Origin of the sequence: Streptomyces sp. NPDC091271, from assembly GCF_044757505.1 — a bacterium.
GTDB lineage: Bacteria > Actinomycetota > Actinomycetes > Streptomycetales > Streptomycetaceae > Streptomyces.
Genome location: NZ_JBIVVD010000001.1, coordinates 379,711 through 405,214, shown reverse-complemented (window position 1 = coordinate 405,214; position 25,504 = coordinate 379,711). Strand labels below are relative to the sequence as shown.

The 25,504-nt window shown below is 71.1% G+C and carries 25 protein-coding genes; 11 read left to right on the top strand and 14 right to left on the bottom strand.

From position 1 onward, the window contains the following. Positions 1 to 20: 20 nt before the first annotated feature. From ACIQM3_RS02000 to ACIQM3_RS01965, 8 genes are read right to left on the bottom strand one after another with little or no spacing between them, the layout of a single operon-like run. The gene (locus tag ACIQM3_RS02000; RefSeq protein ID WP_401617555.1) at positions 21 to 2,021 is read right to left on the bottom strand and encodes an NADH-quinone oxidoreductase subunit L; all 2,001 of its coding nucleotides are present in this window, start codon (positions 2,019 to 2,021) and stop codon (positions 21 to 23) included. Continuing rightward, positions 2,018 to 2,443, bottom strand: a complete 426-nt coding sequence (gene nuoK / locus ACIQM3_RS01995) for an NADH-quinone oxidoreductase subunit NuoK (RefSeq protein WP_401617552.1) — start codon at positions 2,441 to 2,443, stop codon at positions 2,018 to 2,020. The genes ACIQM3_RS02000 and nuoK overlap by 4 nt, the downstream gene beginning before the upstream one ends. Next, a complete protein-coding gene (locus ACIQM3_RS01990) occupies positions 2,443 to 3,135 on the bottom strand; it encodes an NADH-quinone oxidoreductase subunit J (protein WP_401617550.1) in 693 nt (230 codons plus the stop codon). Before ACIQM3_RS01990 ends, nuoK begins: the two co-directional genes overlap by 1 nt. Beyond that, positions 3,132 to 3,743, bottom strand: coding sequence for a NuoI/complex I 23 kDa subunit family protein (locus tag ACIQM3_RS01985; protein WP_401617547.1), 612 nt, complete (start codon positions 3,741 to 3,743; stop codon positions 3,132 to 3,134). Before ACIQM3_RS01985 ends, ACIQM3_RS01990 begins: the two co-directional genes overlap by 4 nt. Further along, entirely contained in the window at positions 3,743 to 4,711 is a 969-nt protein-coding gene (locus ACIQM3_RS01980; protein ID WP_104788209.1) for a complex I subunit 1 family protein, read from the bottom strand. The genes ACIQM3_RS01985 and ACIQM3_RS01980 overlap by 1 nt, the downstream gene beginning before the upstream one ends. Then, positions 4,708 to 5,829 carry an NADH-quinone oxidoreductase subunit C gene (locus ACIQM3_RS01975; protein WP_401617544.1) on the bottom strand — a complete coding sequence of 374 codons (1,122 nt, stop codon included), beginning with the start codon at positions 5,827 to 5,829 and terminating at the stop codon, positions 4,708 to 4,710. The genes ACIQM3_RS01980 and ACIQM3_RS01975 overlap by 4 nt, the downstream gene beginning before the upstream one ends. After that, positions 5,826 to 6,461 carry an NADH-quinone oxidoreductase subunit B gene (locus tag ACIQM3_RS01970; RefSeq protein ID WP_401617541.1) on the bottom strand — a complete coding sequence of 212 codons (636 nt, stop codon included), beginning with the start codon at positions 6,459 to 6,461 and terminating at the stop codon, positions 5,826 to 5,828. The genes ACIQM3_RS01975 and ACIQM3_RS01970 overlap by 4 nt, the downstream gene beginning before the upstream one ends. Continuing rightward, positions 6,452 to 6,853 carry an NADH-quinone oxidoreductase subunit A gene (locus ACIQM3_RS01965; RefSeq protein ID WP_099173887.1) on the bottom strand — a complete coding sequence of 134 codons (402 nt, stop codon included), beginning with the start codon at positions 6,851 to 6,853 and terminating at the stop codon, positions 6,452 to 6,454. The genes ACIQM3_RS01970 and ACIQM3_RS01965 overlap by 10 nt, the downstream gene beginning before the upstream one ends. 227 nt (positions 6,854 to 7,080) lie before the next feature. On the opposite strand from ACIQM3_RS01965, the gene ACIQM3_RS01960 reads away from it, so the two are divergent. From ACIQM3_RS01960 to ACIQM3_RS01940, 5 genes are all read left to right on the top strand, one after another. Further along, a complete protein-coding gene (locus ACIQM3_RS01960) occupies positions 7,081 to 8,280 on the top strand; it encodes a sensor histidine kinase (RefSeq protein WP_401617538.1) in 1,200 nt (399 codons plus the stop codon). Positions 8,281 to 8,467: 187 nt separating this feature from the next. Further along, complete coding sequence (locus ACIQM3_RS01955) at positions 8,468 to 9,820, top strand: sensor histidine kinase (protein ID WP_401617535.1); 1,353 nt, start codon at positions 8,468 to 8,470, stop codon at positions 9,818 to 9,820. Positions 9,821 to 10,016: 196 nt separating this feature from the next. Continuing rightward, the gene (locus ACIQM3_RS01950) at positions 10,017 to 10,676 is read left to right on the top strand and encodes a LuxR C-terminal-related transcriptional regulator (protein ID WP_401619935.1); all 660 of its coding nucleotides are present in this window, start codon (positions 10,017 to 10,019) and stop codon (positions 10,674 to 10,676) included. A gap of 270 nt (positions 10,677 to 10,946) precedes the next feature. After that, a complete protein-coding gene (locus ACIQM3_RS01945; RefSeq protein ID WP_401617532.1) occupies positions 10,947 to 12,902 on the top strand; it encodes a 2-oxoacid:acceptor oxidoreductase subunit alpha in 1,956 nt (651 codons plus the stop codon). Next, positions 12,895 to 13,953, top strand: coding sequence for a 2-oxoacid:ferredoxin oxidoreductase subunit beta (locus ACIQM3_RS01940; RefSeq protein ID WP_401617529.1), 1,059 nt, complete (start codon positions 12,895 to 12,897; stop codon positions 13,951 to 13,953). Before ACIQM3_RS01945 ends, ACIQM3_RS01940 begins: the two co-directional genes overlap by 8 nt. 7 nt (positions 13,954 to 13,960) lie before the next feature. On the opposite strand, the gene ACIQM3_RS01935 is transcribed toward ACIQM3_RS01940, so the two are convergent. Next, positions 13,961 to 14,383: a winged helix-turn-helix transcriptional regulator gene (locus tag ACIQM3_RS01935; RefSeq protein WP_401617527.1), complete on the bottom strand. Its 423-nt coding sequence runs from the start codon at positions 14,381 to 14,383 to the stop codon at positions 13,961 to 13,963. Between the two features lie 105 nt (positions 14,384 to 14,488). Here ACIQM3_RS01935 and ACIQM3_RS01930 point away from each other — a divergent pair, with 105 nt between their 5' ends. The 6 genes from ACIQM3_RS01930 to ACIQM3_RS01905 all read left to right on the top strand — a co-directional run bounded on the left by ACIQM3_RS01930 (position 14,489) and on the right by ACIQM3_RS01905 (position 20,177). Continuing rightward, complete coding sequence (locus ACIQM3_RS01930; RefSeq protein ID WP_401617524.1) at positions 14,489 to 15,349, top strand: SDR family oxidoreductase; 861 nt, start codon at positions 14,489 to 14,491, stop codon at positions 15,347 to 15,349. Between the two features lie 117 nt (positions 15,350 to 15,466). Beyond that, the gene (rarD, locus tag ACIQM3_RS01925; protein WP_401617521.1) at positions 15,467 to 16,456 is read left to right on the top strand and encodes an EamA family transporter RarD; all 990 of its coding nucleotides are present in this window, start codon (positions 15,467 to 15,469) and stop codon (positions 16,454 to 16,456) included. 67 nt (positions 16,457 to 16,523) lie between these two features. Beyond that, entirely contained in the window at positions 16,524 to 18,140 is a 1,617-nt protein-coding gene (locus ACIQM3_RS01920; protein ID WP_401617518.1) for an FAD-dependent monooxygenase, read from the top strand. A 12-nt stretch (positions 18,141 to 18,152) separates the two neighbouring features. Next, positions 18,153 to 18,602 carry a hypothetical protein gene (locus ACIQM3_RS01915; RefSeq protein WP_401617515.1) on the top strand — a complete coding sequence of 150 codons (450 nt, stop codon included), beginning with the start codon at positions 18,153 to 18,155 and terminating at the stop codon, positions 18,600 to 18,602. 116 nt (positions 18,603 to 18,718) lie between these two features. Then, positions 18,719 to 19,528, top strand: a complete 810-nt coding sequence (locus ACIQM3_RS01910) for an HAD-IIB family hydrolase (RefSeq protein WP_401617513.1) — start codon at positions 18,719 to 18,721, stop codon at positions 19,526 to 19,528. Positions 19,529 to 19,631: 103 nt separating this feature from the next. Continuing rightward, complete coding sequence (locus ACIQM3_RS01905; RefSeq protein ID WP_401617510.1) at positions 19,632 to 20,177, top strand: flavodoxin family protein; 546 nt, start codon at positions 19,632 to 19,634, stop codon at positions 20,175 to 20,177. On the opposite strand, the gene ACIQM3_RS01900 is transcribed toward ACIQM3_RS01905, so the two are convergent. From ACIQM3_RS01900 to ACIQM3_RS01880, 5 genes are all read right to left on the bottom strand, one after another. Further along, entirely contained in the window at positions 20,170 to 20,811 is a 642-nt protein-coding gene (locus tag ACIQM3_RS01900; RefSeq protein WP_401617508.1) for a TetR/AcrR family transcriptional regulator, read from the bottom strand. The genes ACIQM3_RS01905 and ACIQM3_RS01900 overlap by 8 nt on opposite strands. A 198-nt stretch (positions 20,812 to 21,009) precedes the next feature. Next, complete coding sequence (locus tag ACIQM3_RS01895; RefSeq protein ID WP_401617505.1) at positions 21,010 to 21,897, bottom strand: ABC transporter permease; 888 nt, start codon at positions 21,895 to 21,897, stop codon at positions 21,010 to 21,012. Then, the gene (locus ACIQM3_RS01890) at positions 21,884 to 22,870 is read right to left on the bottom strand and encodes an ABC transporter ATP-binding protein (protein WP_401617503.1); all 987 of its coding nucleotides are present in this window, start codon (positions 22,868 to 22,870) and stop codon (positions 21,884 to 21,886) included. Before ACIQM3_RS01890 ends, ACIQM3_RS01895 begins: the two co-directional genes overlap by 14 nt. A gap of 123 nt (positions 22,871 to 22,993) precedes the next feature. Then, positions 22,994 to 24,232, bottom strand: coding sequence for an outer membrane lipoprotein carrier protein LolA (locus tag ACIQM3_RS01885; RefSeq protein ID WP_401617500.1), 1,239 nt, complete (start codon positions 24,230 to 24,232; stop codon positions 22,994 to 22,996). Between the two features lie 209 nt (positions 24,233 to 24,441). Next, positions 24,442 to 25,452, bottom strand: coding sequence for a polyprenyl synthetase family protein (locus ACIQM3_RS01880; RefSeq protein ID WP_401617497.1), 1,011 nt, complete (start codon positions 25,450 to 25,452; stop codon positions 24,442 to 24,444). Between the last annotated feature and the right edge of the window lie 52 nt (positions 25,453 to 25,504).

Genomic DNA, 25,504 nt, shown 5'->3' with positions numbered 1-25,504 from the left:
GCGCTGATATCGAACACGGCTCACGCCCCGGCGTAGACGTTGGCAAAGACGACGGCGGCGATCGCCAGGACAAGGGTTCCGGCGAGCAGCGCGCCGAGGTAGGTCTGCACGTTGCCGGTCTGGGCGCGGCGGATCAGGGTGCCGAGTCCGCGGGCGATGCTGCCCGAGCCGTGTACGTAGGTGTCGACGACCTCACGGTCCAGGAAGCGGACGAGCCGTGCGGCGGCTCCCACGGGACGGACGAACAGCACCGTGTACAGGGCGTCGAGGTGGAAGCCGGTGACCGCGTGGCGGTGCAGTGGGCCCAGCAGGAGCCGGCCGGGGTCCGACGGGTCCTGGGCGTCCGCGATGGTGCCGTACGCCGCGGTGTGCGAGGCCATGGCCTCGGCCTCCACGAGGGCGGGTTCGGCGTCGGGGTGGGCGGCTACCGCGCCGACCGGGGGACGGTCGGCGAGCGCCGTGGTGTGGCGCCAGGCCCCGTAGGTGACGAGTCCGCCGACGAGTCCGACGCCGGTGGAGAGGACGGCGGTCGTGAGGGACGGGGTGAGGCCGTGTCCGTCGAACCAGTCGGTGAGGACGCCGGTGGTGAGACCGAAGGCGATGGTGGGGACGGCGAGGACCCAGAGGACGGAGGTCATCGCGGCGGGCTGCTTGCCGTGGTCGGGGGCTGCGGTGCCGCGTCCGCGGAAGGCGAGGAGCCACAGCCGGGTGGCGTAGGCGGCGGTGAGGACCGCGGCGGCGAGTCCGGCGACGAGGATCGTCCAGCCGGCCGCGGCGGGGGCGACGTCACGGTCCCCGAAGGCGGTGTGCTCGGCGGCGACGAGGACGGCTTCCTTGGAGAAGAAGCCGGCGAACGGCGGGATGGCGGCGAGCGCGAGGAGGGCGACGGTCATCGTCCAGTAGGCGTCGGGGATGCGCTTGGCCAGCCCGCCCATGCGGGACATGGCGGCGAGTGAGTTGGTTCCCGCGGCGTGGATGACGACGCCCGCCGCGAGGAAGAGGACGGCTTTGAACGCACCGTGCGACAGGAGGTGGAAGACGGCGGCCCCGCGGTCGCCCACGGCCAGGGCACCGGACATGTAGCCCAGCTGGCCGATCGTCGAGTAGGCGAGGACGCGCTTGATGTCGTCCTGTGCGAGTGCGGCGAGTCCGGAGCCGATCATCGTGACGGCCGCCATGACGGCGAGGACGATCAGGGCGGCGCCGGAGGCTGCGAAGACGGGGAGGAGCCGGGCCACGAAGTAGATACCGGCGGCGACCATCGTCGCGGCGTGGATGAGCGCGGAGACGGGGGTGGGGCCGGCCATCGCGTCGGGCAGCCAGGTGTGCAGGGGGAACTGCGCGGACTTGCCCGCGACACCGGCGAGGAGCAGCAGGGCGATGAGGGTGGGGTGGTCGAGTCCGCCGTTGGTGACGGCCGCCAGGATCCCGGTGATGCGGAAGGTGCCGGTGTCGGCGGCGAGCGCGAACAGGCCGATGAGGAAGGGCACGTCGCCGAGTTTGGTGACGAGGAAGGCCTTGAGGGAGGCCGCGCGGGCCTCGGGGGTCTCCCAGTAGTGGCCGACGAGGAAGTACGAACAGATGCCCATGATCTCCCAGCCGACCAGGAGCACCATGAGGTCGCCGGAGTAGACGACGAGCAGCATCGCGGAGGCGAAGAGGGAGACGAGGGCCGCGTAAGACGGGTAGCGGACGTCGTCCTTGAGATACGCCGTCGAGTAGATCTGCACGCAGGTGGCTACGAGTCCGACGAGCACGGCGACGAGGACCGCGAAGCCGTCCAGGTGCAGGGCCAGGTCGACCGGGACCGAGCCGGTGGGGGTCAGCTGGGTCGCGGCGTCGATGGGCCGGCCGCCTCCCTGGCGGGCGGCGACGAGGACGGCGAGGACGGCGGCGGCGAAGGTCGGCAGCACGGCGAGGGGACGGACGAAGCCGGGCGCGGTCCGGCCGAGGAGAAGCCCCGCGGCGGCGCCCAGGAAGGGGAGGAGGGGGACGAGGACGGCGAGGGTCGTGGTGGTCACGCGGTGGCCTCTGCCTTCTTTGCCTTCCCTGCCGGAGCAGTGGCCTGGTCTGCGGTGGTGTCCCGGGCGTCGTCGTCCGCGTCGTCCGCCTCGTCGGGGAGCGTCTCGGCGTCGTCGGTCTCCGCGGTGTCGCGGAGGCGGTCGACGTCCGAGCTGCCGCGGTTGCGGTAGACGGCCAGGACGATCGCGAGGCCGATGCCGATCTCGGCGGCGGCGATGGCGATCGTGAAGAGGGTGAGGGCCTGGCCGGCGTGGAGTGCGTCGCGGAGCCAGACGTCGAAGGCGACCAGGTTGAGGTTGACGGCGTTGAGCATGAGCTCGACGGACATCAGGACGAGGATCGCGTTGCGGCGGGCGAGCACGCCGTAGAGCCCGGTGCAGAAGAGGAGGACGGCGAGGACCGCGGGATAGGCGAGGTGCATCAGCTCTTGTCCTCCCGGTCGGCGGCGGGCCGTCCCTGCTCGTCCTGGTGCCGGCCGGCCGGCCGGCCCTGGATGCCCGGCCTGACCTGGATGCCCGGCCCGCCCCGGCGGCCCTGTCCGCCTCGGCGGCCCTGTCCGTCCTGCTTGTCCTGGCGGTCCTTGCGGGACAGGACGATCGCTCCGACGAGGGCGGCGAGCAGCAGGACGGAGAGCGCCTCGAAGGGGAGCACCCAGTGCCGGAAGAGGAACTCCCCCGAGGCCTTGGTGGAGCCCTGGGCGGGGCCGTCCAGATCGATCCAGGTCGTCCGGAAGGCGTCCACGACGACCCAGACGAGGGCGCCCGCGGCGGCGAGGGAAGCGCCGAGGGCGATCCACCGGTTGCCCGAGTCGGCGTCCGGGGAGCGGCCGATGGGGGCTCTGGTGAGCATCAGCCCGAAGAGGAGGAGGACCACGATGGAACCGACGTAGATCAGCACCTGCACCCATGCGATGAACTCGGCCGTGAGGAGGAGGTACTCCACCGCTATGCCGCCGAGCGCGACGACGAGCCAGAGGGCCGCGTGCACGAGTTGCCTGGTCGTGACGGTGATGAGAGCCGCGCCGAAGGTGGCGAGCCCGACCAGGAGGAAGGCGATCTCGACGCCGGTGGGTGAGAGGAAGCCGGGGTGGCCGGCCGTAGCCGCGAGGGTCATTCCTGGCCCTCCTCTTCCGGGGCCTGCCCCGGCCGGGCCTGCTCAGCTTCCTGCGCCGCCTGGGCTTCCTGGGCCGCTTGGGCTTCCTGAGCCTGGAGCTTGTCGGCCGTCTTGCGGGCGGCGGCGATCTCCTTGGGCTCCTCGGCTCCCGGGTCGAGCGCGGGCGGCTCGGGAACGGTCCACATCCACTCGCGGAGCTTGTCGCGCTCGTGGGTGAGTTCGTGGATGTCCGTCTCCGCGTACTCGAACTCGGGCGACCAGAACAGCGCGTCGAAGGGACAGACCTCGATGCAGATACCGCAGTACATGCACAGGGCGAAGTCGATCGCGAAGCGGTCCAGGACGTTGCGGCTGCGCTCACGGCCACCGGAGGCGGCCGGGGGCACCGTCTCCTTGTGGGAGTCGATGTAGATGCACCAGTCGGGGCATTCGCGGGCGCAGAGCATGCAGACCGTGCAGTTCTCCTCGAACAGCCCGATGACGCCCCGGGTGCGGGGCGGCAGTTCGGGCTGGACGTCCGGGTACTGCGCGGTGACCGTGCGCTTCGTCATGGTCCGCAGGGTGACGGCAAGACCCTTGGCCAGGCCTGAGCCGGGGATCGGGGGCACTAGTTGATCGCCACCTTCACGATGCCGGTGAGCGCGATCTGCGCGAGAGCGAGGGGGATGAGCGTGGTCCAGGCGAGCTTCTGCAGCTGGTCCTCGCGCAGACGGGGGTAGGTGACCCGGAGCCAGATGACGACGAACGCGAGAACACCGGTCTTGAGCAGGGTCCAGACCCAGCCGAGCCCGTCCGCGCCGAGCGGCCCGTGCCACCCGCCGAGGAACAGGACCGTCGTCAGACCGCACAGGACGACGATCCCGGCGTACTCGGCGAGCAGGAACAACGCGAACCGGAGTCCCGTGTACTCGGTGTACGCCCCGAAGATGATCTCCGAGTCGGCGACCGGCATGTCGAAGGGCGGGCGTTGGAGTTCGGCGAGCCCTGCCACGAAGAAGACGAGCGCGCCGACGATCTGCCAGGGCAGCCACCACCACTCGAAGGCGTTGAGGATGCCGGGGAGCGAGACGGTGCCTGCCGCCATGGCCACGGAGGCGGCGGCGAGCAGCATGGGCAGTTCGTACGCGAGGAGCTGCGCGGCGGTGCGGAGACCGCCGAGGAGGGAGAACTTGTTGGCCGACGCCCACCCCGCCATCAGCGACCCGAGCACGCCGACGCCCATGACGGCCAGCACGAAGAAGATGCCCGCGTCGACGACCTGACCGACCGCACCCTCGCTGGGGCCGATCGGGATGGCGACGATCACGAGGAGGTACGGGAGCAGGGCGACGGCGGGTGCCAGCTGGAAGATACGGCGGTCCGCCTCGGCCGGTACGACGTCTTCCTTCTGCGCGAACTTCACCCCGTCCGCGACGAGCTGGGCCCAGCCGTGGAATCCGCCCGCGTACATGGGGCCGAGACGGCCCTGCATGTGGGCCATCACCTTGTGTTCGGCCTGCCCCACGATCAGCGGGACGACCATGAACACGGCGAAGACGATGACGAGGCGGAGGGCGACGTCGAGTACGTCGTTCACGCGGTATCGCCTCCGGCGGGGGTGTCGGGGGGTCGGGGGGCCTCAGGGGTCTCCGGCGCCTCGGGGGTCTCCGGCGCCTCAGGAGTGTCCGGTGCCTCGGGGGTCTGCTCGGCCGAAGGTTCGGGGGCAGGGGTGTCGGGGGTGCCGCTGCGCGGGGCTTCTCCCCTACCCGCCCCTTCCCGAACCGGGGGCTCCGCCCCCGGACCCCCGCTCCTCAAACGCCGGAGGGGCTGGGATTCACCGGGTTCACCAGGTTCGCCGGAGTCACGAGCTTCACCGGACGGTTCGTCGAATGCCGGGCGGGCGTCGTGCCACGGTGCGTCCTTGGCTGTGCCCGACTCCGGGGTCGCCGGTGGCTGCTGGCTGGCCGAGCCCTGGGAGACGCTACGGGTACGGCGTGGTGGCACCGGCTGCGGGGTCTCCGCCGCGTCCGGCCGCTGGCCGGCCGAGCCCTCGCTCGCGCTGCGGGCCCGGCGCACCGGACGGTCGCCCGCCGCGCGGGCTCCTCGGGCGGGGCGGGCCGGCGCGGGCGGGAGCTGTCCCTTGAGCGGACCCCACTCGTTGGGATCGGGCACCCCCGGCGGCAGCATGGTCCGCCGCTTGGGCCCGCCGTGTTCGGACTCGCCCGGCTCCTTCGCCCCCGGCCAGGCCTTGGCGACCCGGGCCGCCAGGACGAAGTCCTTGCGCAGCGGGTGGCCCTCGAAGCTCTCGGGCAGCAGCAGCGGGACCAGATGGGGATGGTCGTCGAAGCCGATGCCGAACATCTCGTGCGTCTCACGCTCGTGCCACGCGGCGCCCGCGTAGACGCCGACGGCGGTGGGCAGGGTGGCCGCGTCGTGCGGGACGGTCGTACGGACCAGCAGGCGCCGGACCGTCCCCCCGCCGAGGGCCGCGACATGGGCGCAGACACGGAAGCCGGTTCCCGGTTCGTCCACGGCGCTCAGCCAGTCGAAGTAGGTGCAGCCCAGCTCGTCGCGGGCCGTTTCGAGGGCGGCAGTCCAGGAGCCTGCCGGAACGTCGACGGTCAGCAGGTCGTACGCGTGCGCGGCGGTGGCCTCCGCGCCGAAGAGGTCGGTGACGGCGTCGGGCAGCGTGCTGTAGGGGTCCGGGGCGGTCACTCCCCCTCCTCCCCCGGTGCCTTCGGGGCCTCGACGAGACCGCTGCGCAGGGCGGCGGCCGACGGGCGAACCGTGTCCTCGGTGCTGTACCGCTCGGCCAGCGATTCGCGGGCGATCTTCTCCTGGAGCTTGAGGATGCCCTGCAGGAGCGCCTCGGGCCGGGGAGGGCAGCCGGGTACGTAGACGTCGACGGGGATGATCTGGTCGACGCCCTTCGTCACGGAGTACGAATCCCAGTACGGTCCACCGCAGTTGGAGCAGGCGCCGAAGGAGATGACGTACTTCGGCTCGGGCATCTGCTCGTAGAGCCGCTTCACGGCAGGGGCCATCTTGTCCGTCACCGTGCCGGACACGACCATCAGGTCGGCCTGCCGGGGGCCGGGCGCGAAGGGGATGACGCCGAGCCGGATGAAGTCGTGCCGCGCCATGGAGGCGGCGATGAATTCGATGGCGCAGCAGGCGAGTCCGAAGTTGAAGACCCACAGGCTGTAGCGGCGGCCCCAGTTGAGTACCACCTTCATCGGTTCGGGCGCGAGCCGGGACAGCACGCCGAGCCTCTTCGGCTCGGGCAGCGGCGTCGGGTCGGGCAGCGACACGGGGGGTTCGGGGTTCGGCCGGCTCGTCACGCCCATTCGAGGACGCCCTTCTTCCATGCGTAGAGCAGTCCCACGGCCAGGAAACCGAGGAAGATGAACATCTCCACCAGCGTCGTCGCCCCGTATCCCGGGGCCGCGAAGACCGTCGCCCACGGGAACAGGAAGATCGAGTCGACGGCGAAGATCACGTACAGGAAGGCGTACACGTAATAGCGAACCTGGGTGTGGGCCCAGCCCTCGCCCACGGGGTCCACGCCGCACTCGTACGTGAGGAGTTTCTCCGGCGTCGGGACCACGGGCCTCAGCAGCCGACCGGCCCCGAAGGCGACGGCGACGAACACCACGCCCACCAGGGCGAGCAGTCCGACCACTGAGTAGCTCTGGAAGTAGTCCGACGCGAGAACGGTCGGTCCCGGCACGTCCGCCACGTCCGCCCCTCGCTCCCTCAACCTGTTCGACGGTCTGTACGCACGGGAGTCTAGGCCCTGTTAAAGAGACGGTAAGCAGCCCCGTCGCACAACGGGTGAGGCAGGAGTCGCACAACGGGTGGGGCAGGAGGTGGCAGGGGAGAGCCGACGCGAGGTGGGGTTATCCCTACTCCGCCTCACCCACGAACCCCATGGCGTGGGCGCGCCCGGCCCGGCACGCTGGTCGTATGACCATGAGCCCCTCCCTGCCGGACAACGACCGGCCGCCGCCCGCGCGCTTCGCCCTCGACCGGTGGACATGGAAGGAGATCGCGTATCTCCTGGCCAATCTGCCGATGGCGATCGTCGGGTTCGTCTACGCCGTGTTCCTGGTCGCCGTGGGCGCGGGGCTCTCCGTCACCGTGATCGGGCTGCCGCTGCTCGCGCTGGGGCTGAAGGGCGCGCGCGGTCTCGGCCGGGCCGAGCGCGGCAGGGCGCGCAGGATGCTCGGGGTGCGGATCGAGGACCCGAGCCCGATGGTGCGCGGCCGTCGGGACCAGGGCTTCTTCAGTTGGCTGTGGTCGGGGCTGAAGGACCCGGTCGGCTGGCGGGCGTTGCTGTATTCGTTCATCCGGCTGCCGTGGGGTGTGGCGACGTTCGCCGTGACGCTGGTGAGCCTGTTCGTCCTCTGGCCGGTGCTCCCGTACCTCGCGCGCGGGCTGACGAACGCGGACCGGGCGATGGTGCGGGGGCTGCTCTCGCCCTCCGACGAGCTGGAACGCAGGATCGCCGAGCTGGAGTCGGACCGTGGTGTGGTCGTGGACACGGCCGCCGCGGACCTGCGCCGCATCGAACGCGACCTCCACGACGGCGCACAGGCCCGCCTCGTCGCCCTCGCCATGGGCCTGGGGCTGGCGAAGGAAAAACTGACCGCCGACCCCGAAGCCGCCGCCCGCATGGTCGACGAGGCCCACGGCGAGGTCAAGGTCGCCCTCCAGGAACTCCGCGACCTCGCCCGCGGCATCCACCCCGCCGTCCTCACCGACCGCGGACTCGACGCCGCACTCTCCGCCATCGCCTCCCGCTGCACCGTCCCCGTGACCGTGTCGGTGCAGCTGACGGCCCGCCCGGCCGAGGCCATCGAGGGCATCGCCTACTTCACGGTCTCCGAACTCCTCCAGAACGTCAGCAAGCACAGCCGCGCCCGTCAGGCGTCGGTCGACGTGTGGCGCTCCGGCGACCGGCTGATGCTCCAGGTCCGGGACGACGGGACGGGCGGCGCCCGCCTCGACGGCGGTACGGGCATGTCGGGGCTGGCGGAGCGGCTGGGAGCGGTCGACGGGGTGTTCGTCCTGGACTCCCCCGAGGGCGGCCCGACCACGGTCACCGCGGAGCTGCCCTGGCGCGACCGCCTCGCCGCCGGGGCCGAGCGGGCCGGTGCGGCGTGACACGGCGACGGCGGGAGCTCCCGTCGCGGGTCCGGGACGGGGCGTCCCCGTGGTGGGGAAAACCCCCGTCCGGATACGGAGACGGCCCTCATGGTGAGGCGGCCCCCGGCACAGCACTCTTGAGACATCAGCCGTTGTATCGGTCCGCGGGGAGTTCCCGCTCAGAAGAAACGGACGGACGCCACTGATGGCCACGGCATACGGACCGGACACCCGGGACCAGCACAGGCCCGGCACCGGGTCGGGGGGCTACCCGCCGGCGAAGCACTTCTTTCCCGCGGCGCTCCGCGCGCCCTTCGAGGCGCGTACGTGGCGCGAGCTGGCCTATCTGCTCCTGAGCCTGCCGATCAGCGTGGTGCTGTTCTCCTTCGCGGTGACCATGGTGTCGCTCGGCCTCGGCATGCTGATCACCTTCCTCGGCATTCCGATACTCGCCGCCGGCCTCGTCATGTGCCGCGGCTTCGGTGTCGTGGAACGCGGCCGGGCGCGGGGGCTGCTGAGGCTGGATGTCGCGGATCCCGCGCCGGTGCGCGGCCAGGGCGGACTGATGTCCTGGGTCGGCGCGACGCTGAAGAGCGGGGTGTCCTGGCGGCATCTCCTCTACGCGGTGCTGCACATGCCCTGGGCGGTGTTCGCGTTCACCGTGGCGGTGACCTTCTGGTCCTACGGCTGGGCCGCGTTCACCTATCCGCTGTGGCACTGGATCTTCCCCGCGTACGTGGGTGTCGACGGCCTCCAGCTGTACGGCGACAACACGCACCAGGTCTACCTCGACTCGTCCTTCGAGCTGGGGGTCACCGCCGCGCTCGGCCTGGCTCTCGTGCTGATCACGCCGTGGATCATCCGGGGCCTGGCGACCGTGGACCGGGTCATGGTCGCGGGCCTGCTCGGCCCTTCCCGGCTGGCCACCAGGGTCTCGGAGCTGGAGTCGGACCGTGGTGTGGTCGTGGACACGGCCGCCGCGGACCTGCGCCGCATCGAACGCGACCTCCACGACGGCGCACAGGCCCGTCTCGTCGCCCTCGCCATGGATCTGGGGCTGGCGAAGGAAAAGCTTGATCACGACCCCGAAGCCGCCGCCCGCATGGTCGACGAGGCCCACGGCGAGGTCAAGGTCGCCCTCCAGGAACTCCGCGACCTCGCCCGCGGCATCCACCCCGCCGTCCTCACCGACCGCGGACTCGACGCCGCACTCTCCGCCATCGCCTCCCGCTGCACCGTCCCCGTGAAGGTCGTGGTGGATCTGGAGTCGCGGCCCGCGCAGGCCATCGAGGGCATCGCGTACTTCACGGTCTCCGAACTCCTCCAGAACGTCAGCAAGCACGCCCGGGCCACCCGTGCCTCGGTCGACGTGTGGCGGGCGGCGGACCGGCTGATGCTCCAGGTCAGCGATGACGGGCGCGGCGGAGCCGGTGTGTCGACGGGCAGCGGTCTCGCCGGGCTGACGGAGCGGCTGGACGCGGTGGACGGCATCCTCGTCGTCGACTCCCCCGCCGGGGGACCCACGACCGTCACGGCCGAGCTGCCCTGGCGGGGCTGAGCTCCGCACCGCGTCGCAGTGCCCCGGCCGCCACCACGGCGGCCGGGGCACTGCGACGCGTCCGGTGTCGCCGGAACCGCTGGTGTACGGCCCATCCGGGCGCCGGAGCTGGAATGCTGGGCAGACGAGCGGCCGCGGGCCGGCGGCGAACACACGGAACACCGACAGTGGGGGACACAACGTCGTGGAGGAAAGAGTGCGGGTCGTCATCGCCGAGGATTCGGTGCTGCTCCGGGAGGGACTCACCCGGCTGCTGACCGATCTGGGGCACGACGTCGTCGCGGGGGTCGGGGACGCCGAGGCGCTGATCAAGACGGTGGACGACCTCGCGGGGCAGGACGCGCTGCCGGACGTGGTGGTCGCCGACGTGCGGATGCCGCCGACCCACACCGACGAGGGCGTGCGGGCGGCGGTGCAACTACGCAAGGACTACCCGGGCATCGGGGTTCTGGTGCTCTCGCAGTACGTCGAGGAGCAGTACGCCACCGAGCTGCTGGCGGGCAGCAGCCGCGGGGTGGGTTACCTGCTGAAGGACCGGGTCGCCGAGGTCAGGGAGTTCGTGGACGCCGTGGTCCGGGTGGCGCAGGGTGGGACCGCCCTGGACCCGGAGGTGGTGGCACAGCTGCTGGGCCGCAGCCGCAAGCAGGACGTGCTGGCGCGGCTCACGCCGCGCGAGCGGGAGGTCCTGGGTCTGATGGCGGAGGGGCGTACGAATTCAGCCGTCGCCCGGCAGCTGGTGGTCAGCGACGGAGCGGTGGAGAAGCACGTCAGCAACATCTTCCTGAAACTCGGCCTGTCACCCAGTGATGGGGATCACCGGCGTGTTCTCGCTGTTCTCACTTATCTGAACTCGTGACAAGGCGATGATCTAGTCGCGATGATCTGGATGATCCACCGGTAGCCGAGTGAGACCTCGGGACCAGGACGAAAGGATGAGCACCGGGGGCCTCGTCCAGTGATCGAAAGGTCCGGAAAAATATGGCAAAGCGTGACGCATTCATGTCTCAAAAACGCGTCCACCATATGACCGGTCCGAGGAAGGCGACCCTTACAGAAGTAGGGTGGGGCCTGGACCGCCGGCGGGTCGGCCGGTCCCGAGCCGCCGCCCCGAGGGAGGTCCAGTTCAGTGACCAGCCAGGTCAGTAGCCCAGCCGGAAAGTCCGATGAGGCCAACGAGGCTGTCGTCGGGGAGCAGCGAGCCCCGCGCATTGATCGTACGGGTGCCACCGAGAAGGAAATCCGCCGCCTGGACCGGGTGATCATCCGTTTCGCGGGTGACTCCGGTGACGGCATGCAGTTGACGGGCGACCGGTTCACTTCGGAGACCGCGTCGTTCGGGAACGACCTGTCGACGCTGCCCAACTTCCCGGCCGAGATCCGGGCACCCGCCGGGACGCTGCCGGGTGTGTCGTCGTTCCAGCTGCATTTCGCGGACCACGACATCCTGACCCCGGGCGACGCGCCGAACGTGCTGGTCGCGATGAATCCCGCCGCGCTGAAGGCGAATATCGCCGATGTGCCGCGCGGGGCCGACATCATCGTGAACACGGACGAGTTCACCAAACGCCCGATGGCGAAAGTCGGGTACGCCGAATCCCCTCTCGAGGACGGCTCGCTCGAGGCGTACAACGTGCATCCGGTGCCGCTGACGACCTTGACGATCGAGGCATTGAAGGAGTTCGGTCTTTCCCGCAAGGAGGCCGAGCGGTCGAAGAATATGTTCGCGCTCGGGCTGTTGTCCTGGATGTACAACCGTCCGACCCAGGGGACGGAGACATTCCTCCGGTCGAAGTTCGCCAAGAAGCCGGACATCGCCGAGGCGAACGTGGCGGCGTTCCGTGCGGGCTGGAATTTCGGTGAGACCACGGAGGATTTCGCGGTCTCGTACGAGGTCGCACCGGCGTCGCAGGCTTTCCCCACGGGCACGTACCGCAACATCTCGGGGAACCTGGCATTGTCGTACGGGCTGATCGCGGCGGGCCGGCTGGCGGATCTGCCGGTGTATCTGGGCTCGTATCCGATCACTCCGGCGTCCGACATCCTGCACGAGCTCAGCAGGCACAAGAATTTCGGCGTACGGACGTTCCAGGCGGAGGACGAGATCGCCGGGATCGGGGCGGCGCTCGGTGCGTCGTTCGGCGGGTCGCTGGGTGTGACGACCACGTCGGGTCCGGGTGTGGCACTGAAGTCGGAGACGATCGGTCTGGCGGTGTCGCTGGAGCTGCCGCTGCTGATCATCGACATCCAGCGGGGCGGGCCGTCCACCGGCCTGCCGACCAAGACCGAGCAGGCCGACCTGCTCCAGGCCATGTACGGGCGCAACGGCGAGGCGCCGGTCCCGATCGTGGCGCCGAGAACCCCGGCGGACTGCTTCGACGCGGCGCTCGACGCCGCCCGGATCGCGCTGACGTACCGGACGCCGGTGTTCCTGCTCTCGGACGGGTATCTGGCGAACGGCTCCGAGCCGTGGCGGATCCCGGAGATCGACAGCCTCCCGGATCTGCGGACACAGTTCGCGACCGGCCCGAACCACGAACTGGCCGACGGCACCGAGGTGTTCTGGCCGTACAAGCGGGACCCGGAGACGCTGGCCCGGCCGTGGGCCGTGCCGGGCACGCCGGGCCTGGAGCACCGGATCGGCGGGATCGAGAAGCAGGACGGCACGGGGAACATCTCCTACGATCCGGCCAACCACGACTTCATGGTCCGTACCCGTCAGGCGAAGGTCGACGGCATCCAGGTGCCCGACCTGGAGGTCGACGACCCGGCCGACGCCACGACCCTGGTCCTGGGCTGGGGTTCGACGTACGGGCCGATCACGGCGGCCGTACGCCGGCTCCGCGCGGCCGGGGAGACGATCGCGCAGGCCCATCTGCGCCACCTCAACCCTTTCCCGAGGAATCTCGGTGAGGTGCTGAGGCGTTACGACAAGGTCGTCGTCCCGGAGATGAACCTCGGGCAGCTCGCCCTGCTGCTGAGGGCCGAATACCTCGTCGACGCCCGGAGTTACAACCAGGTCAACGGAATGCCCTTCAAGGCCGAGCAACTCGCCACCGCCCTCAAGGAGGCCATCGATGCCTGACGCCAACGAACTCCTCCAGCTGGTCCCCAAGGCCGAGGGCAAGCAGTCCATGAAGGACTTCAAGTCCGACCAGGAGGTGCGCTGGTGCCCGGGCTGCGGTGACTACGCGGTCCTCGCGGCCGTGCAGGGCTTCATGCCGGAACTGGGGCTGGCCAAGGAGAACATCACGTTCGTCTCCGGCATCGGCTGCTCGTCCCGCTTCCCGTACTACATGAACACGTACGGGATGCACTCCATCCACGGCCGCGCCCCCTCCATCGCGACGGGCCTTGCCACCTCCCGCCGCGACCTGTCCGTCTGGGTCGTCACCGGTGACGGCGACGCGCTGTCCATCGGCGGGAACCATCTCATCCACGCCCTGCGCCGCAACGTCAACCTCAAGATCCTGCTGTTCAACAACCGGATCTACGGGCTCACGAAGGGGCAGTACAGCCCCACCTCCGAGGTCGGCAAGATCACCAAGTCGACGCCGATGGGGTCTCTGGACGCCCCCTTCAACCCGGTCTCCCTCGCCCTGGGCGCCGAAGCCTCCTTCGTCGCCCGCACAGTCGACTCCGACCGGAAGCACCTCACGAGCGTGCTGCGCGCGGCGGCCGACCACCCCGGCACCGCGCTGGTGGAGATCTACCAGAACTGCAACATCTTCAACGACGGCGCCTTCGAGGTGCTCAAGGACAGGGAACGGGCCGAGGAGGCGGTCATCCGCCTCGAACACGGCCAGCCGATCCTCTTCGGCGCGGACAACTCCAAGGGGGTCGTGCGCGACGCGCTCACGGGTGACCTCGGCGTCGTCGCCGTCACCGAGGAGAACCGGTCGCGGATCCTCGTCCACGACGCCCACAACCCCAGCCCGACGACCGCGTTCGCGCTGTCCCGGCTGGCCGACGCGGACACCCTGCACCACACACCGATCGGTGTCCTGCGCAGTGTGGAGCGCCCGGTCTACGACGCGCTCATGTCCGACCAGCTCGACGCCGCGATCGAGCAACACGGCAAGGGTGACCTGAGCACCCTGCTGGCCGGCAGCGACACCTGGACCGTGGTCGGCTGATCCGCCGTCACGCCTGTCCCCCGGGGCCCGGAGCCGACTGGTTCCGGGCCTCGTCGTATGCGGCGCGGGCGGCCTCGACCCCGTCCACCTGCCGCTCGGACCAGCGGGCCAACGCCCAGACCTGGTCGGCGGCATCCTTGCCGAGCGGGGTGAGCGAGTAGTCGACGCGGGGCGGGATCACCGGCTTCGCGTCCCGGTGCACGAAGCCGTCGCGCTCCAGCGTCTGGAGGGTCTGGGCCAGCATCTTCTCGCTGACGCCGCCGACCGTGCGGCGCAGTTCGCCGAACCGGTAGGAGCGCTCCAGCAGCGCGGCCAGCACGAGCACGCCCCACCGGCTGGTGATGTGCTCGAGGATCAGCCGGGAGGGGCAGTTCTGCTGGTTGACGTCCGCGCGCCAACCGCCCACTTCGTCCAGGATGCTCACTGTCATACCAGTACCTTACTTCAAAGTGGGTACTTTCCCAGAGTTAGTACACCTCCTATGGTGAGTTTCGTTCCACTCGCAGCAGGCCCAGCGCCACCAGGAGAGAACCTCATGAGCATCGTCGTCACCGGAGCCACCGGCGCCCTCGGCCGCCTCGTCGTCGAGCGTCTGCTCGACACGGTCCCGGCCCACCAGGTCGTCGCGCTCGTCCGCGACAAGGAGAAGGCGGCCCCGCTCGCCGCCCGGGGCGTCGAGCTCCGCATCGCCGACTACGACCGCCCGGAGACCCTCACCGGCGCGTTCCGGGCCGGCGACCGCGTCCTGCTGATCTCGGGCAGTGAGGTCGGCAGGCGGGTGCCCCAGCACACCGCGGTGATCGACGCCGCGAAGGCGGCCGGGGTCGCGCAGCTCGCGTACACCGGGGCGCTGGGCGGACCGGACGCCGACTTCCTGCTGGCCGAGGAGCACAAGGTCACCGAGCAGCTGATCCTCGACTCCGGGCTGCCGTACACCTTCCTGCGCAACGGGTGGTACACCGAGAACTACACGGCGAATCTGGCACCCGTCCTGGAGCACGGCGCCGTCGTCGCCAACACCGGTGACGGGCGCATCGCCTCCGCCACCCGGGCCGACTACGCGGACGCCGCCGCCGCCGTGCTGACCGGCGAGGGCCACCTGGGCGCGGCGTACGAGCTGAGCGGTGACGTGGCCTGGTCGCTGGCCGAGTACGCCGACGTGGTGGCCGCCGCGACCGGCAAGCAGATCGTCCACAAGAACGTTCCGGCCCCGGTGCACCAGGAGATCCTCGTCGGCGCCGGGGTGCCCGAGCCCTTCGCCGCGATCCTCGTCGACGTCGACGAGGCCATCGCACGCGGCCTGCTCGCCGGGACGAGCGGTGACCTGGCCCGCCTGATCGGCCGACCGACCACTCCGCTGGCCGAGACGGTCACGGCGGCGGTCGCCACCGCCTGAACGGGCACGCCCGCGCCTGTCACGACCGTTTCCCTGAGACGGCAATGACAGAGGGCTCTTCCGGCGCTACCGTCGTGCAGTCGGCCGTCCGCCGACGCAGGAGTGCCGGGAGGGCCCGTGAAGGGGAAGAACGAACAGCGGGCAGGCCTGCTGTACGGAATCGGCGCGTACGGGATGTGGGGCCTCGTGCCCCTCTTCTGGCCGCTGCTGGAACCGTCGGGGGCGGTGGAGATCCTCGCCCACCGGATGGTGTGGTCGCTGGGCGTCGTCGGCATCGCCCTGCTGTTCCTGCGCCGCTGGGCGTGGATCGGCGAGCTGCTCCGGCAGCCCCGGCGGCTGGGGCTGATCGCGATCGCCGCGACGGTGATCTCGGTCAACTGGGGTCTCTACATCTGGTCCGTGAACAACGGCCACGTCGTCGAGGCGTCGCTCGGCTACTTCATCAACCCGCTGGTCACCATCGCCATGGGCGTCCTGCTGCTCGGCGAGCGACTGCGGCCGGTGCAGTGGACCGCGGTGGCGACCGGCTTCGCCGCGGTACTCGTGCTGGCGATCGGCTACGGGCAGCCGCCGTGGATCTCGCTGGTGCTGGCGTTCTCCTTCGCGACGTACGGCCTGGTGAAGAAGAAGGTCAACATGGGCGGCCTGGAGTCCCTGGCCGCCGAGACCGCCGTGCTGTTCGTGCCCGCGCTCGGATTCCTCGTGTGGCTCGGGGCGAGCGGCGACGCGACGTTCCTGGCCGGGGGCGCGGGCCACGGGGCCCTGCTCGCCGCGACCGGACTCGTCACCGCCATCCCCCTCGTCTGCTTCGGCGCCGCCGCGATCCGGGTGCCGCTGTCGGTCCTGGGCCTGCTGCAGTATCTGGCCCCGGTGTTCCAGTTCGCCCTCGGCATCCTGTACTTCCACGAGGAGATGCCCCCCGAGCGGTGGGCCGGATTCGCACTGGTCTGGGTGGCCCTGATGTTGCTGACCTGGGATGCGTTGCGCACGGCACGTCGCACGAGGGCCGAGGCCCTCCGCCTGGCCGTACGGGCGGCGGAGGCCGCGGCTCCCGTCGGAACGGCTTCCGCTTCCACGCCGGACACGGACACCCCGGCCATAAAATAGTTACTGAGTTGCCTTTTTAACTCGGTTGCGTTTTCCTGTACGGCAGGACGACGACCGAGGAGCAGACATGACCGACGTACTGATCGTGGGCGCGGGCCCGACCGGACTGACACTGGCCTGCGATCTGGCCAGGCGTGGCATCGCGGTCCGGATCGTGGACAAATCGCCGGAGTATCCGCGCAGTTCGCGGTCGAAGGGCCCCAACCCGCGCTCCCTGGAGGTGCTGGAGGACCTGGGGGTCGTCGAGGCGGTGCTGGCGGCGGGTTCACCGCCGCTCCCGATGCGCAAGTACCGCGACGGCGTGCCCGTCGCGGACGCCGATCCGTACGCCGGTTCCTCGCCGACACCGGACGCCCCGTACGACCGGGGATGGCTGATCGCCCAGTGGCGGCTGGAGGAGATCCTGCGCGACCGCCTCGCCGGGCACGGCGTGGCGGTGGAGACCGGGACCGAGGTCGTGGGCCTCGGCGACGACGGGACCTCGGTGACCGTCACCCTCGCCGACGGCTCAGCCTTCGGCGCGCGGTACGTCGTGGGCTGCGACGGTGCCCACAGCCGCGTACGGAAACTGCTCGGTGTCCCGTTCGACGGGGAGACGGACGAGGAGCAGATGATGGTCTGCGGCGACGTCGAGATCACCCCGGGCGTCCTGGACCGGGGCATCTGGCACCAGTGGTTCGACGAGGACGGGGCCGTCATGCTCTGCCCCATCCCCGGCACGCGGACGGGCTGGTGGTTCCAGTCGGGCCCGGAGCGTGACGCGGACGGCCGGCCCCTGGCCCCCGCCCTCGACGGTTTCAGGCGGCTCTTCGCCCGGCACACCCGGCTGCCGGCCGACAGTCTCACCGCGGCCACGCTGCTCTCGACGTACCGCGTGAACGTGCGCATGGCCGACCGCTATCGGGTGGGCCGGGTGCTCCTGGCCGGGGACGCCGCCCATGTGCACGCCATCGCGGGCGGGCTGGGCATGAACACCGGCATCCAGGACTCCTTCAACCTCGGCTGGAAGCTCGACCGGGCGCTGCGGGGGCGGGGCGGCCCGGGGCTGCTGGACACCTACGAGGAGGAGCGGCTGCCGGTCGCCGCCTGGACGCTGGACCTCACATCGGAGCGGCTGCGGGCCACGCTGGAGGCGATCAGGGAACCGGGCGGCGGGCTGGACACCGCGATCACCCCGTCGACGGCGGGCCTCGACCGCGGCTACCGGTGGAGCTCCCTCGCCCGCCCCGGGGGCGGGGAGGGCGTACGGTCGGGCGACCGCGCCCCGGACGCCCCCTGCACCGAGGCCGCGACCGGTGCGCCCACCCGCCTGTTCCGCGTCTTCGCCGGGCCGCACATCACGGTGCTGGGCTTCGGGGCGGGTGCGGAGAGGGCGTTGCGGGAGGCGGCCGACGCCCACGGCGACGCGGTGCGGACCTTCCGCGTGTACGGCGCCGGGGCCTCCGGGCCCGGGGCCGGCGCCGCCGCTCCGGACGCGCTGCACGACCGCGAGGGGTTCGCCCACGCGGCCTACGGCGTCGACGGTGACACCGTCGTCGTGGTCCGGCCCGACAACCATGTGGGGCTGATCGCGGACGCCCGCGACCGGGACACGGTACGGCGGTATCTCGACGCGCTGGACGGGGTGCGGGAGCCGGATCCGATGAGTGTGGCAGGCATGGTGGACGGCACCCGCAAAGGCTGATTGAGTGCGCGGATGGGGACGATCCTGAGGGACATGAGGCACGTTCAGTGGCATGAGCTGCGCCATGCCCAGGGCTCCGCGTCCCAGGTCCCCGGGTTGCTGTCACTGATCGCCTGGGGCGACAGCGAGTCGGCCGAGGACGCCCTGAGCGATCTGGGGCAGTGGATCGGCGCCATGGCCGTGTTCGACGCGACGGTCGCCACGGTGCCGTTCCTCTGGGAGCTCGCCGCCATGGAGACCGTGAAGGACCGCGTGGGGGTGCTCGGCCTGCTGGGGACGATCCTCGCCCATGGCCACGCGCACCATCCGGAGTGGACCAGGGACGCGCATCTGGCGGTCCTGGCCGGCCGGGCGACGGCCGAGCGGCTCGCCACGGACGGCGATCCGGCGGTGAACGCGGCGGCCGGGACCCTGCTGACCGCGTGCGCCGGGCACGTCTGCTCGGCCTGCCCGCCACGGTGAGGGCGTGGGCGGCCCCGGCCCCCGGGAGCCGGTGAATCCAGCCTCCGCCGAGGGGGCCGACCGTCCCCGCAGGTCAGCGACGTACGGCTGGAAGGCGATCTCTCTAGGCTGACCCCATGTTCACGCCACCCGCCGCATACACCCTTGTCGCCACGGACCTTGACGGCACACTGCTGGGTTCCGACGACACCGTGAGCGCGCGCTCGCGTGCCGCCCTCGCCCGCGCCACGTCGGCCGGCGCACGGCATCTGATCGTCACGGGCCGGCCGGTGCCCGGCATACGCGCGCTGCTCGCCGACCTCGGATACGACGGGCTCGTGGTCTGCGGGCAGGGCGCCCAGGTGTACGACGCCGGGTCGGGCGGCATGCTGAGTTCGGTGACCCTGGACCGGGAGCTGGCCGACACCGCCCTCGGCAAGATCGAGGCCGAGGTGGGGCAGGTGTTCGCCGCGGTGGACCAGGACGGCGCCGACGGCCGGACCCTGATCGAGCCGGGCTACCGCATGCCCCACCCCTCGCTCCCCGCCCAGCGCGCCGGCCACCGGTCGCAGCTGTGGACGGCGCCCGTCATCAAGGTCCTGATACGCCACCCGGAGCTGACGGACGACGAGCTGGCCACCGCCGCCCGGGGAGCGGTGGGCGACCTGGCGTCCGTCACGATGGCGGGCCCCGGCACGGTGGAGCTGGCCCCCTTCGGCGTGGACAAGGGCACGGGGGTCACTCTGGCCGCCGGGCTGCTGGGCCTCGACCTCGCCGACGCGGTGGCGTTCGGCGACATGCCCAACGACCTGCCCATGTTCCGCCTCGTCGGCCACCGGGTGGCGATGGCCGACGCACACGCGGAGCTGCGGGCCGCCGCCGACGAGATCACGCTCTCGAACGACGAGGACGGCGTCGCGGTGGTCCTCGAGCGGCTGTTCGCCTGAGAACGCGCGTGCCCCGGCCGAAAAGCACCTCCCCAAAACTTCATGCACATGCATATGATGCGTACGCCGGTAAAAGCCGTATGCAATTAATTGGGGGCATGGCATGACCACGCGCGACTTCCTCTTCCTGCTCGGCAGCAGCCGCACCGGCGGCAACACCGAGACACTGGCCCGGCTCGCGGCCGAGCAGCTCCCTGCCGGCACGGGCCAGCGGTGGCTGGACCTGCGGGAACTCCCGCTGCCCGACTTCGAGGACCGGCGCCACACGGACGGCCACCTCTTCCCCACGGGCAACTCGGCGGCCCTCCTGGAGGCGACACTCGCCGCCACCGACGTGGTCATCGCCTCGCCGCTGTACTGGTACTCCGTCTCCACCTCCACCAAGCGCTACCTCGACCACTGGTCGGGCTGGCTGGAAGCCCCCGGCGCCGACTTCCGGCGGCGGATGGCCGGGAAGACGCTGTGGGGGGTCACCGCGCTCGCGGACGACGACCCGGCGGTCGCCGAACCGCTCGCGGGAACCCTGCGCAATTCGGCTCGGTACCTCGGGATGCGGTGGGGCGGGGTGCTGCTGGGCAACGGCAGCAGGCCCGGCGACGTACTGACCGACACCGGGGCCGCGGCCCGGGCGAAGGTCTTCTTCAGCTGACGCGCCCGGCCCCGGGGGCGCCCCCACCGCCGGGGGCGTCCCCGGGCGCGCCGGCCCCGGTCAGGGACCGCAGGACATGGGCCACCAGCGTGGCGACCGTCGCCTCGTCCTGCGCCGGCTTCCGCAGCACATGGCGGTAGTAGACGGGCCCGTAGAGCATCTCCACCGCGAGCGGCAGATCGGCGCCATCCGGTATCTGCCCCTGCTCCTGGGCGCGCCGCATGCGCCCTACGGCAGCCTCGAAGCGCGGGTCGACCAGCTGTTCGCGTACAGCCAGCGCGAGTGCGTCGTCATGATGCATCTCGGACAGGATCCCGGCGTAGGCCGGGCCGTACGGCGCCGTGGAGACCAGCTTCACCGCGCTGTTGATGTGCGTCCGCAGATCGGCCTCGATGTCACCGGTGTCGACGAACGGCGTGGAGCCGACGAACACCTCGGCGAACGCCTCCAGCATCACCGCGCCCTTCGACGGCCACCAGCGGTAGATCGTCTTCTTGCTCACGCCGGCGCGGGCCGCGATGGCCTCGACGGTGACCCGGCCGTACCCCTTCTCCGTACACAGCTCCAGGGCGGCGTCCAGCGTCGCCCGTCGTGACCTCTCGCTGCGGCGCAGGGAACTCGGCGATGTGATCATTCGGTGAGCATAGGGGGATTCCGCCCACCGCTTATTGACAGGTCGTCGCCAAAAGTCGAACAATGACCAGGCTGGAAACGGAACGTACCGTGTCGTGACGTTCCGTGCAGCAATCCGTTCGTGCCGTTCGTGCCGCGACGAGCCGATCGGGGGACGGCTCGACCGGCCGACGGTACGGACGGCCCGTGCCGGGCCTCCTCAGACGGTGACGTCCTTCGTGGTGAACCGCGCCCAGGCCGCTGAGCCGAACACCGCCGCGTACACCGCCTGCAGCCCCAGATTCCTGGCCATCTCGTCCCAGTAGACCGGGTCGCGCAGGAGGTCCGTGAAGGACAGCCAGTAGTGCGGGAAGAGATACGGGTGGATCCCGTGCAGCTGCGGCATCGTGTCCAGGATCTGCACGGTGATCAGCACGCCGACGGTGGCCGCCATCGCCGCGATCCCGCTGTTGCTGAGCGTCGAGACGAAGAGGCCCAGCGCCGCGAAGCCGACGAGTGACACCGCCACCGCGACCGCGATCAGTCCGGCCCGCAGGAGTCCCTCGCCGAAGCCGATCCGGGTGCCCGAGATCGTCGTGACCTCCCCGACGGGGAAGAGCAGCGCCCCGGCCGCGAGCGCCGATGCCGCCACGACCAGGGTGGCGACCAGGCAGAACACCAGCACCGAAGCGTACTTCGCGAGCAGCAGCCGGGTGCGGCCCGCCGGCGCCACCAGCAGATAGCGCAGGGTGCCGCCGCTCGCCTCGCCCGCGACGGAGTCTCCCGCGATGACGCCGACGGCCATCGGGAGGAAGACGGGCAGCGTCGCGGAAAGGGCCGCGAAGACCAGGAAGAGTCCGTTGTTGGTGACCTGGGAGAGGAAGGCGGGCCCGCCCCCGCCGCCGGGCCCGGTCCGGGAGCCGTCACCCGTCTCGATGCGCACGGCGATCCCGATGAGGACGGGGACGGCCGCCAGAACCCCGAGCAGGGCCAGGGTCCGCCACCGGCGGAGCGTGGTGGTCAGTTCGGAGCGGAGGATCCCGAGGGTCCACAGCGCACGGCGCGCCGCGGGCGGCGCCGGGGGCGCCATGAGTTCAGCCTGCGACATCGAATCCCTCTCCGGTGAGCGCGACGAAGGCGTCCTCCAGCGAGGCGCGTTCGACGCCGAAGGCGCGTACGCGAACACCGCCGCGCACCAGGGCCGCGTTGAGGTCCGCGAGTTCCACCTCACCCGGCGGCGCGTCGGCGCTCACCCGGTCCCCGTCGGTCACGATCCCCGTCGCCCCGTGTTCCGCGAGGACGCGGGCCGCGTCACCGGGGTCGGGGGTGGTCACGGCGAGCCGGCCCCGGGCGCCAGCGGCGAGGGTGGTGACCGGGCCCTGGACGAGGAGCCGGCCGCGGGCCATCACGGCGGCGTGGGTGCAGACCTGTTCGATCTCGTCGAGCAGGTGGGAGGAGAGGAAGACGGTGGTGCCCTCTCCCGCCAGCTCCCGCACCAGGGAGCGGATCTCGCGCATGCCCTGCGGGTCGAGGCCGTTGGTCGGCTCGTCCAGCACGAGCAGTCTGCGCGGCTGGAGGAGGGCGGCGGCCAGCCCGAGCCGCTGCTTCATGCCGAGTGAGTACGCCTTGGCCTTCTTGCCGGCCGCGGCGGCGAGCCCGACCCGCTCCAGGGCGTCGCCCACTCGCGCGCGCCGGGTGCGTGGGTCGGCGGCCGGGTCGGCGGAGTCGAAGCGCACGAGATTGTCGCGGCCCGTCAGAAAGCCGTACAGCGCGGGCCCTTCGATGAGCGCGCCGACCTGCGGGAGCACCGCTCGGGCGGCCGCCGGCATGGGGCGGCCCAGGACCTGTGCGGTGCCGGAGGTCGGGTCGATGAGCCCCATGAGCATCCGGATCGTGGTGGTCTTGCCGGAGCCGTTGGGCCCCAGGAAGCCGAAGACGCTTCCGGCGGGAACGGCGAGGTCGAGCCCGTCGACGGCCAACTGCCCGCCGCGGTAGCGCTTGGTGAGCCCCCGCGTCTCGATCACCGCGCCGGGCTCCCGCCCCGTCTCCGGTCCGGCCGTAGCGGCCGCTGTGTCGGTCATGCGCACTCCCGGTCCTGTCCCGCCGTGGTCCGGCACCCCGCGACCTGTGTCCGCCGGCGCCCGTCGCACGGACCGCCGCCCCGCCGTACGGAGCGTACGACGGGGCGGGGCGTACGGTGCGTCCTACTTGGCGGTGTCGGCCGCCTTCACCAGCGCGTCCTTGGTGACCGCGCCGACGTAGACCTTGCCGTCGTCCGTCAGCAGCGCGTTGACCAGGCGCGTCTTGAAGACCGTGCCCGAGCCGAAGTCGCCGGTGACCTTGTCGCCGAGGGCGTCCAGGAACTGCTGCGCCTCCGCGGGGACACCGCCGGAGCCCTGGGCGGGCAGCCCCGCCCCGCCCGGGGCCTCGATCTCCGCGACGGCGTTCCAGCCCTCGCCGATGACGTTGAGGCCCTTGAAGTCCTCCAGCGTGCCCAGGTCCTTGTGCGCCTTGTCCGCCGCGCCGTTCTTCTCCGCCTCGGCCTTCAGCTCGTCGGCCTCGGTCACCTTCGCGCCCTTGGGCGGGGTGAAGGAGAAGGAGGAGGCGTCGGGCTTCGCGAAGTCGACCTTCGTGAAGCCGGCGTCGACCGCCGCCTTGCCGCCGCTGCTCGGGGCCAGGGTGAACTTCAGCGGTACGCCGGTGGAGGCATCGACCGCGACGGTGACGGAGCCGATCGTCGAACCGGACTGCTTCGGCTTGATCACGAGCTTGTAGGCGTCGCGCCCCGCCACCTGCGCCGTGCCGCCGACGGTGACGGACGTGGTGTCGTCCGCGGCGGCGAGCGCCTCCTCGGCGAGCTCCTTCGGAGTGGCCGGCACCCCCTCCGGCGCCTTGTGCTCCTCGGCCTTGCCGCCCGTACGTCCGTTCCCGTCGGACTCCGCGTGGTAGACCTCGTTGCTCTCGCTGTCGTATCCCCAGATGTCGTCGCCGTTGTGGACGAGGCTGTACTCGGAGCCCTCACCGAGGATCGAGAGACGCTGCTTGTCGGGGCCGTCGGCCGCGACCCGGAGCGTGTGGGTCCCGGAGGCGAGCTCCATCAGCTTGGCGTCGGGGGACGCGCTCGACTCCCCCGATCCCGATGCGGCGTCCGGCGCGAAGGAGCCGGCGAGGCCGCCGAGCGACGGGATGCCGAGGTCGGTGCTGACCTTCACCGTGCCGGACAGCTGCTCCTGGTCCGATGCGGCGATCTTCTCGATGAGTTCCTGCGCGGTGATGTCCGGGAGCTCCGGGTCTCCGGAGTCCGCGAGCGCCGGGACGAGTCCGATCGTCGCGGCCGCCACTCCCGCCACCGCGAACGGGACGATGTAGCGCGCCGCCTTCCGGCGGCCCACGACAGTGCCCGTAGCCTCGCCGTTGGTCTCTGCGCTGTCGTTCGGTGCCATGTGTGCTCTACCTCCGTGGTCGGCGGCTGCCATCCCGTTGCACGTGTCCACTCCCCGCCGCCATTCTCACCCGATGTGGTCAGGAGTGGTTGTTATCCATCTGACCAAATCGGGCGAGGACAAGCGTCAGCCCTCGGGAGCAACTGTGCGTACCTCTCCGGGATGACCCCGGAGCAGCGGGGGTGCGGGCACCCTTAGGGGTCCTCGGCTCAGCCTGCCCGGTGCACCACGGCGTCGCACAGCTCTTCGAGTGCGGCCTTCGCGTAGCACTCGGGCAGCGGCGCCAGCGTCGCCCGTGCCTCCTGGGCGTACCGGACGGTGTCGCGCCGGGCCTGCTCCAGCGCCGGGTGGGCACGCAGCCTGCGCAGCGCCTCCGCGAGCCGGGCGTCGTCGGCGAGGTCGCCGTCCAGCAGCTCGACGAGCTCCTTGTCCTCCGGACGGCCCTCGGCCGCCGCCCTCGCGCGCAGGTGGAGGACCGGCAGTGTGGGGATGCCCTCACGCAGGTCGGTGCCGGGCGTCTTGCCCGACTCGTGGGAGTCGGAGGCGATGTCCAGGACGTCGTCGGCGAGCTGGAAGGCGATGCCGAGGCGTTCGCCGTACTGGGTGAGGATGTCGACGACCGACTCGTCGGCGCCGGCCATCAGGGCGCCGAACCGGCCGGACACGGCGACCAGGGAGCCGGTCTTGCCGCCCAGCACGTCCATGTAGTGGTCGACGGGGTCGCGTCCGTCGCGCGGGCCCGCGGTCTCCAGGATCTGGCCGGTGACCAGGCGTTCGAACGCCTCCGCCTGGATGCGGACGGCCTCAGGCCCGAGGTCGGCCAGGATGTGCGAGGCGCGGGCGAAGAGGAAGTCCCCCGTCAGGACGGCGACGGAGTTGCCCCAGCGGGTGTTCGCGCTGTCCACCCCGCGGCGGACGTCCGCCTCGTCCATCACGTCGTCGTGGTACAGCGTCGCCAGGTGCGTCAGTTCGACGACCACGGCGGAGGGGACGACGCCCGGAGCGTCGGGGTCACCGAACTGGGCCGCGAGCATCACCAGCAGCGGCCGGAAGCGCTTGCCCCCCGCGCTGACGAGGTGCTGCGCGGCCTCCGTGATGAACGGGACCTCACTTTTGGTGGCATCCAGCAGCCCCGCCTCGACAGCGGCCAAACCGGCCTGGACATCGGCCTCAAGAGCCTGGTCCCGCACGCTCAGTCCGAACGGCCCGACGACGGTCACGAGGGGATCTCCTGTCTGCTGACGATCACACGGAATGTCGATGTGTCGTTGT

Bases quoted from the DNA above. Each gene is read 5' to 3' on its own strand.
- nuoK (WP_401617552.1), bottom strand. From the start codon at position 2,443: ATGCACCTCGCCTATCCCGCGGTCCTCGCCGTCCTCCTCTTCTGCACC.
- ACIQM3_RS01990 (WP_401617550.1), bottom strand. From the start codon at position 3,135: ATGACCCTCGCGGCTACGGCCGGCCACCCCGGCTTCCTCTCACCCACC.
- ACIQM3_RS01970 (WP_401617541.1), bottom strand. From the start codon at position 6,461: ATGGGCGTGACGAGCCGGCCGAACCCCGAACCCCCCGTGTCGCTGCCC.
- ACIQM3_RS01960 (WP_401617538.1), top strand. From the start codon at position 7,081: ATGACCATGAGCCCCTCCCTGCCGGACAACGACCGGCCGCCGCCCGCG.
- ACIQM3_RS01955 (WP_401617535.1), top strand. From the start codon at position 8,468: ATGGCCACGGCATACGGACCGGACACCCGGGACCAGCACAGGCCCGGC.
- ACIQM3_RS01940 (WP_401617529.1), top strand. From the start codon at position 12,895: ATGCCTGACGCCAACGAACTCCTCCAGCTGGTCCCCAAGGCCGAGGGC.
- ACIQM3_RS01935 (WP_401617527.1), bottom strand. From the start codon at position 14,383: ATGACAGTGAGCATCCTGGACGAAGTGGGCGGTTGGCGCGCGGACGTC.
- ACIQM3_RS01930 (WP_401617524.1), top strand. From the start codon at position 14,489: ATGAGCATCGTCGTCACCGGAGCCACCGGCGCCCTCGGCCGCCTCGTC.
- ACIQM3_RS01920 (WP_401617518.1), top strand. From the start codon at position 16,524: ATGACCGACGTACTGATCGTGGGCGCGGGCCCGACCGGACTGACACTG.
- ACIQM3_RS01915 (WP_401617515.1), top strand. From the start codon at position 18,153: ATGGGGACGATCCTGAGGGACATGAGGCACGTTCAGTGGCATGAGCTG.
- ACIQM3_RS01910 (WP_401617513.1), top strand. From the start codon at position 18,719: ATGTTCACGCCACCCGCCGCATACACCCTTGTCGCCACGGACCTTGAC.
- ACIQM3_RS01905 (WP_401617510.1), top strand. From the start codon at position 19,632: ATGACCACGCGCGACTTCCTCTTCCTGCTCGGCAGCAGCCGCACCGGC.
- ACIQM3_RS01900 (WP_401617508.1), bottom strand. From the start codon at position 20,811: ATGATCACATCGCCGAGTTCCCTGCGCCGCAGCGAGAGGTCACGACGG.
- ACIQM3_RS01895 (WP_401617505.1), bottom strand. From the start codon at position 21,897: ATGTCGCAGGCTGAACTCATGGCGCCCCCGGCGCCGCCCGCGGCGCGC.
- ACIQM3_RS01890 (WP_401617503.1), bottom strand. From the start codon at position 22,870: ATGACCGACACAGCGGCCGCTACGGCCGGACCGGAGACGGGGCGGGAG.
- ACIQM3_RS01885 (WP_401617500.1), bottom strand. From the start codon at position 24,232: ATGGCACCGAACGACAGCGCAGAGACCAACGGCGAGGCTACGGGCACT.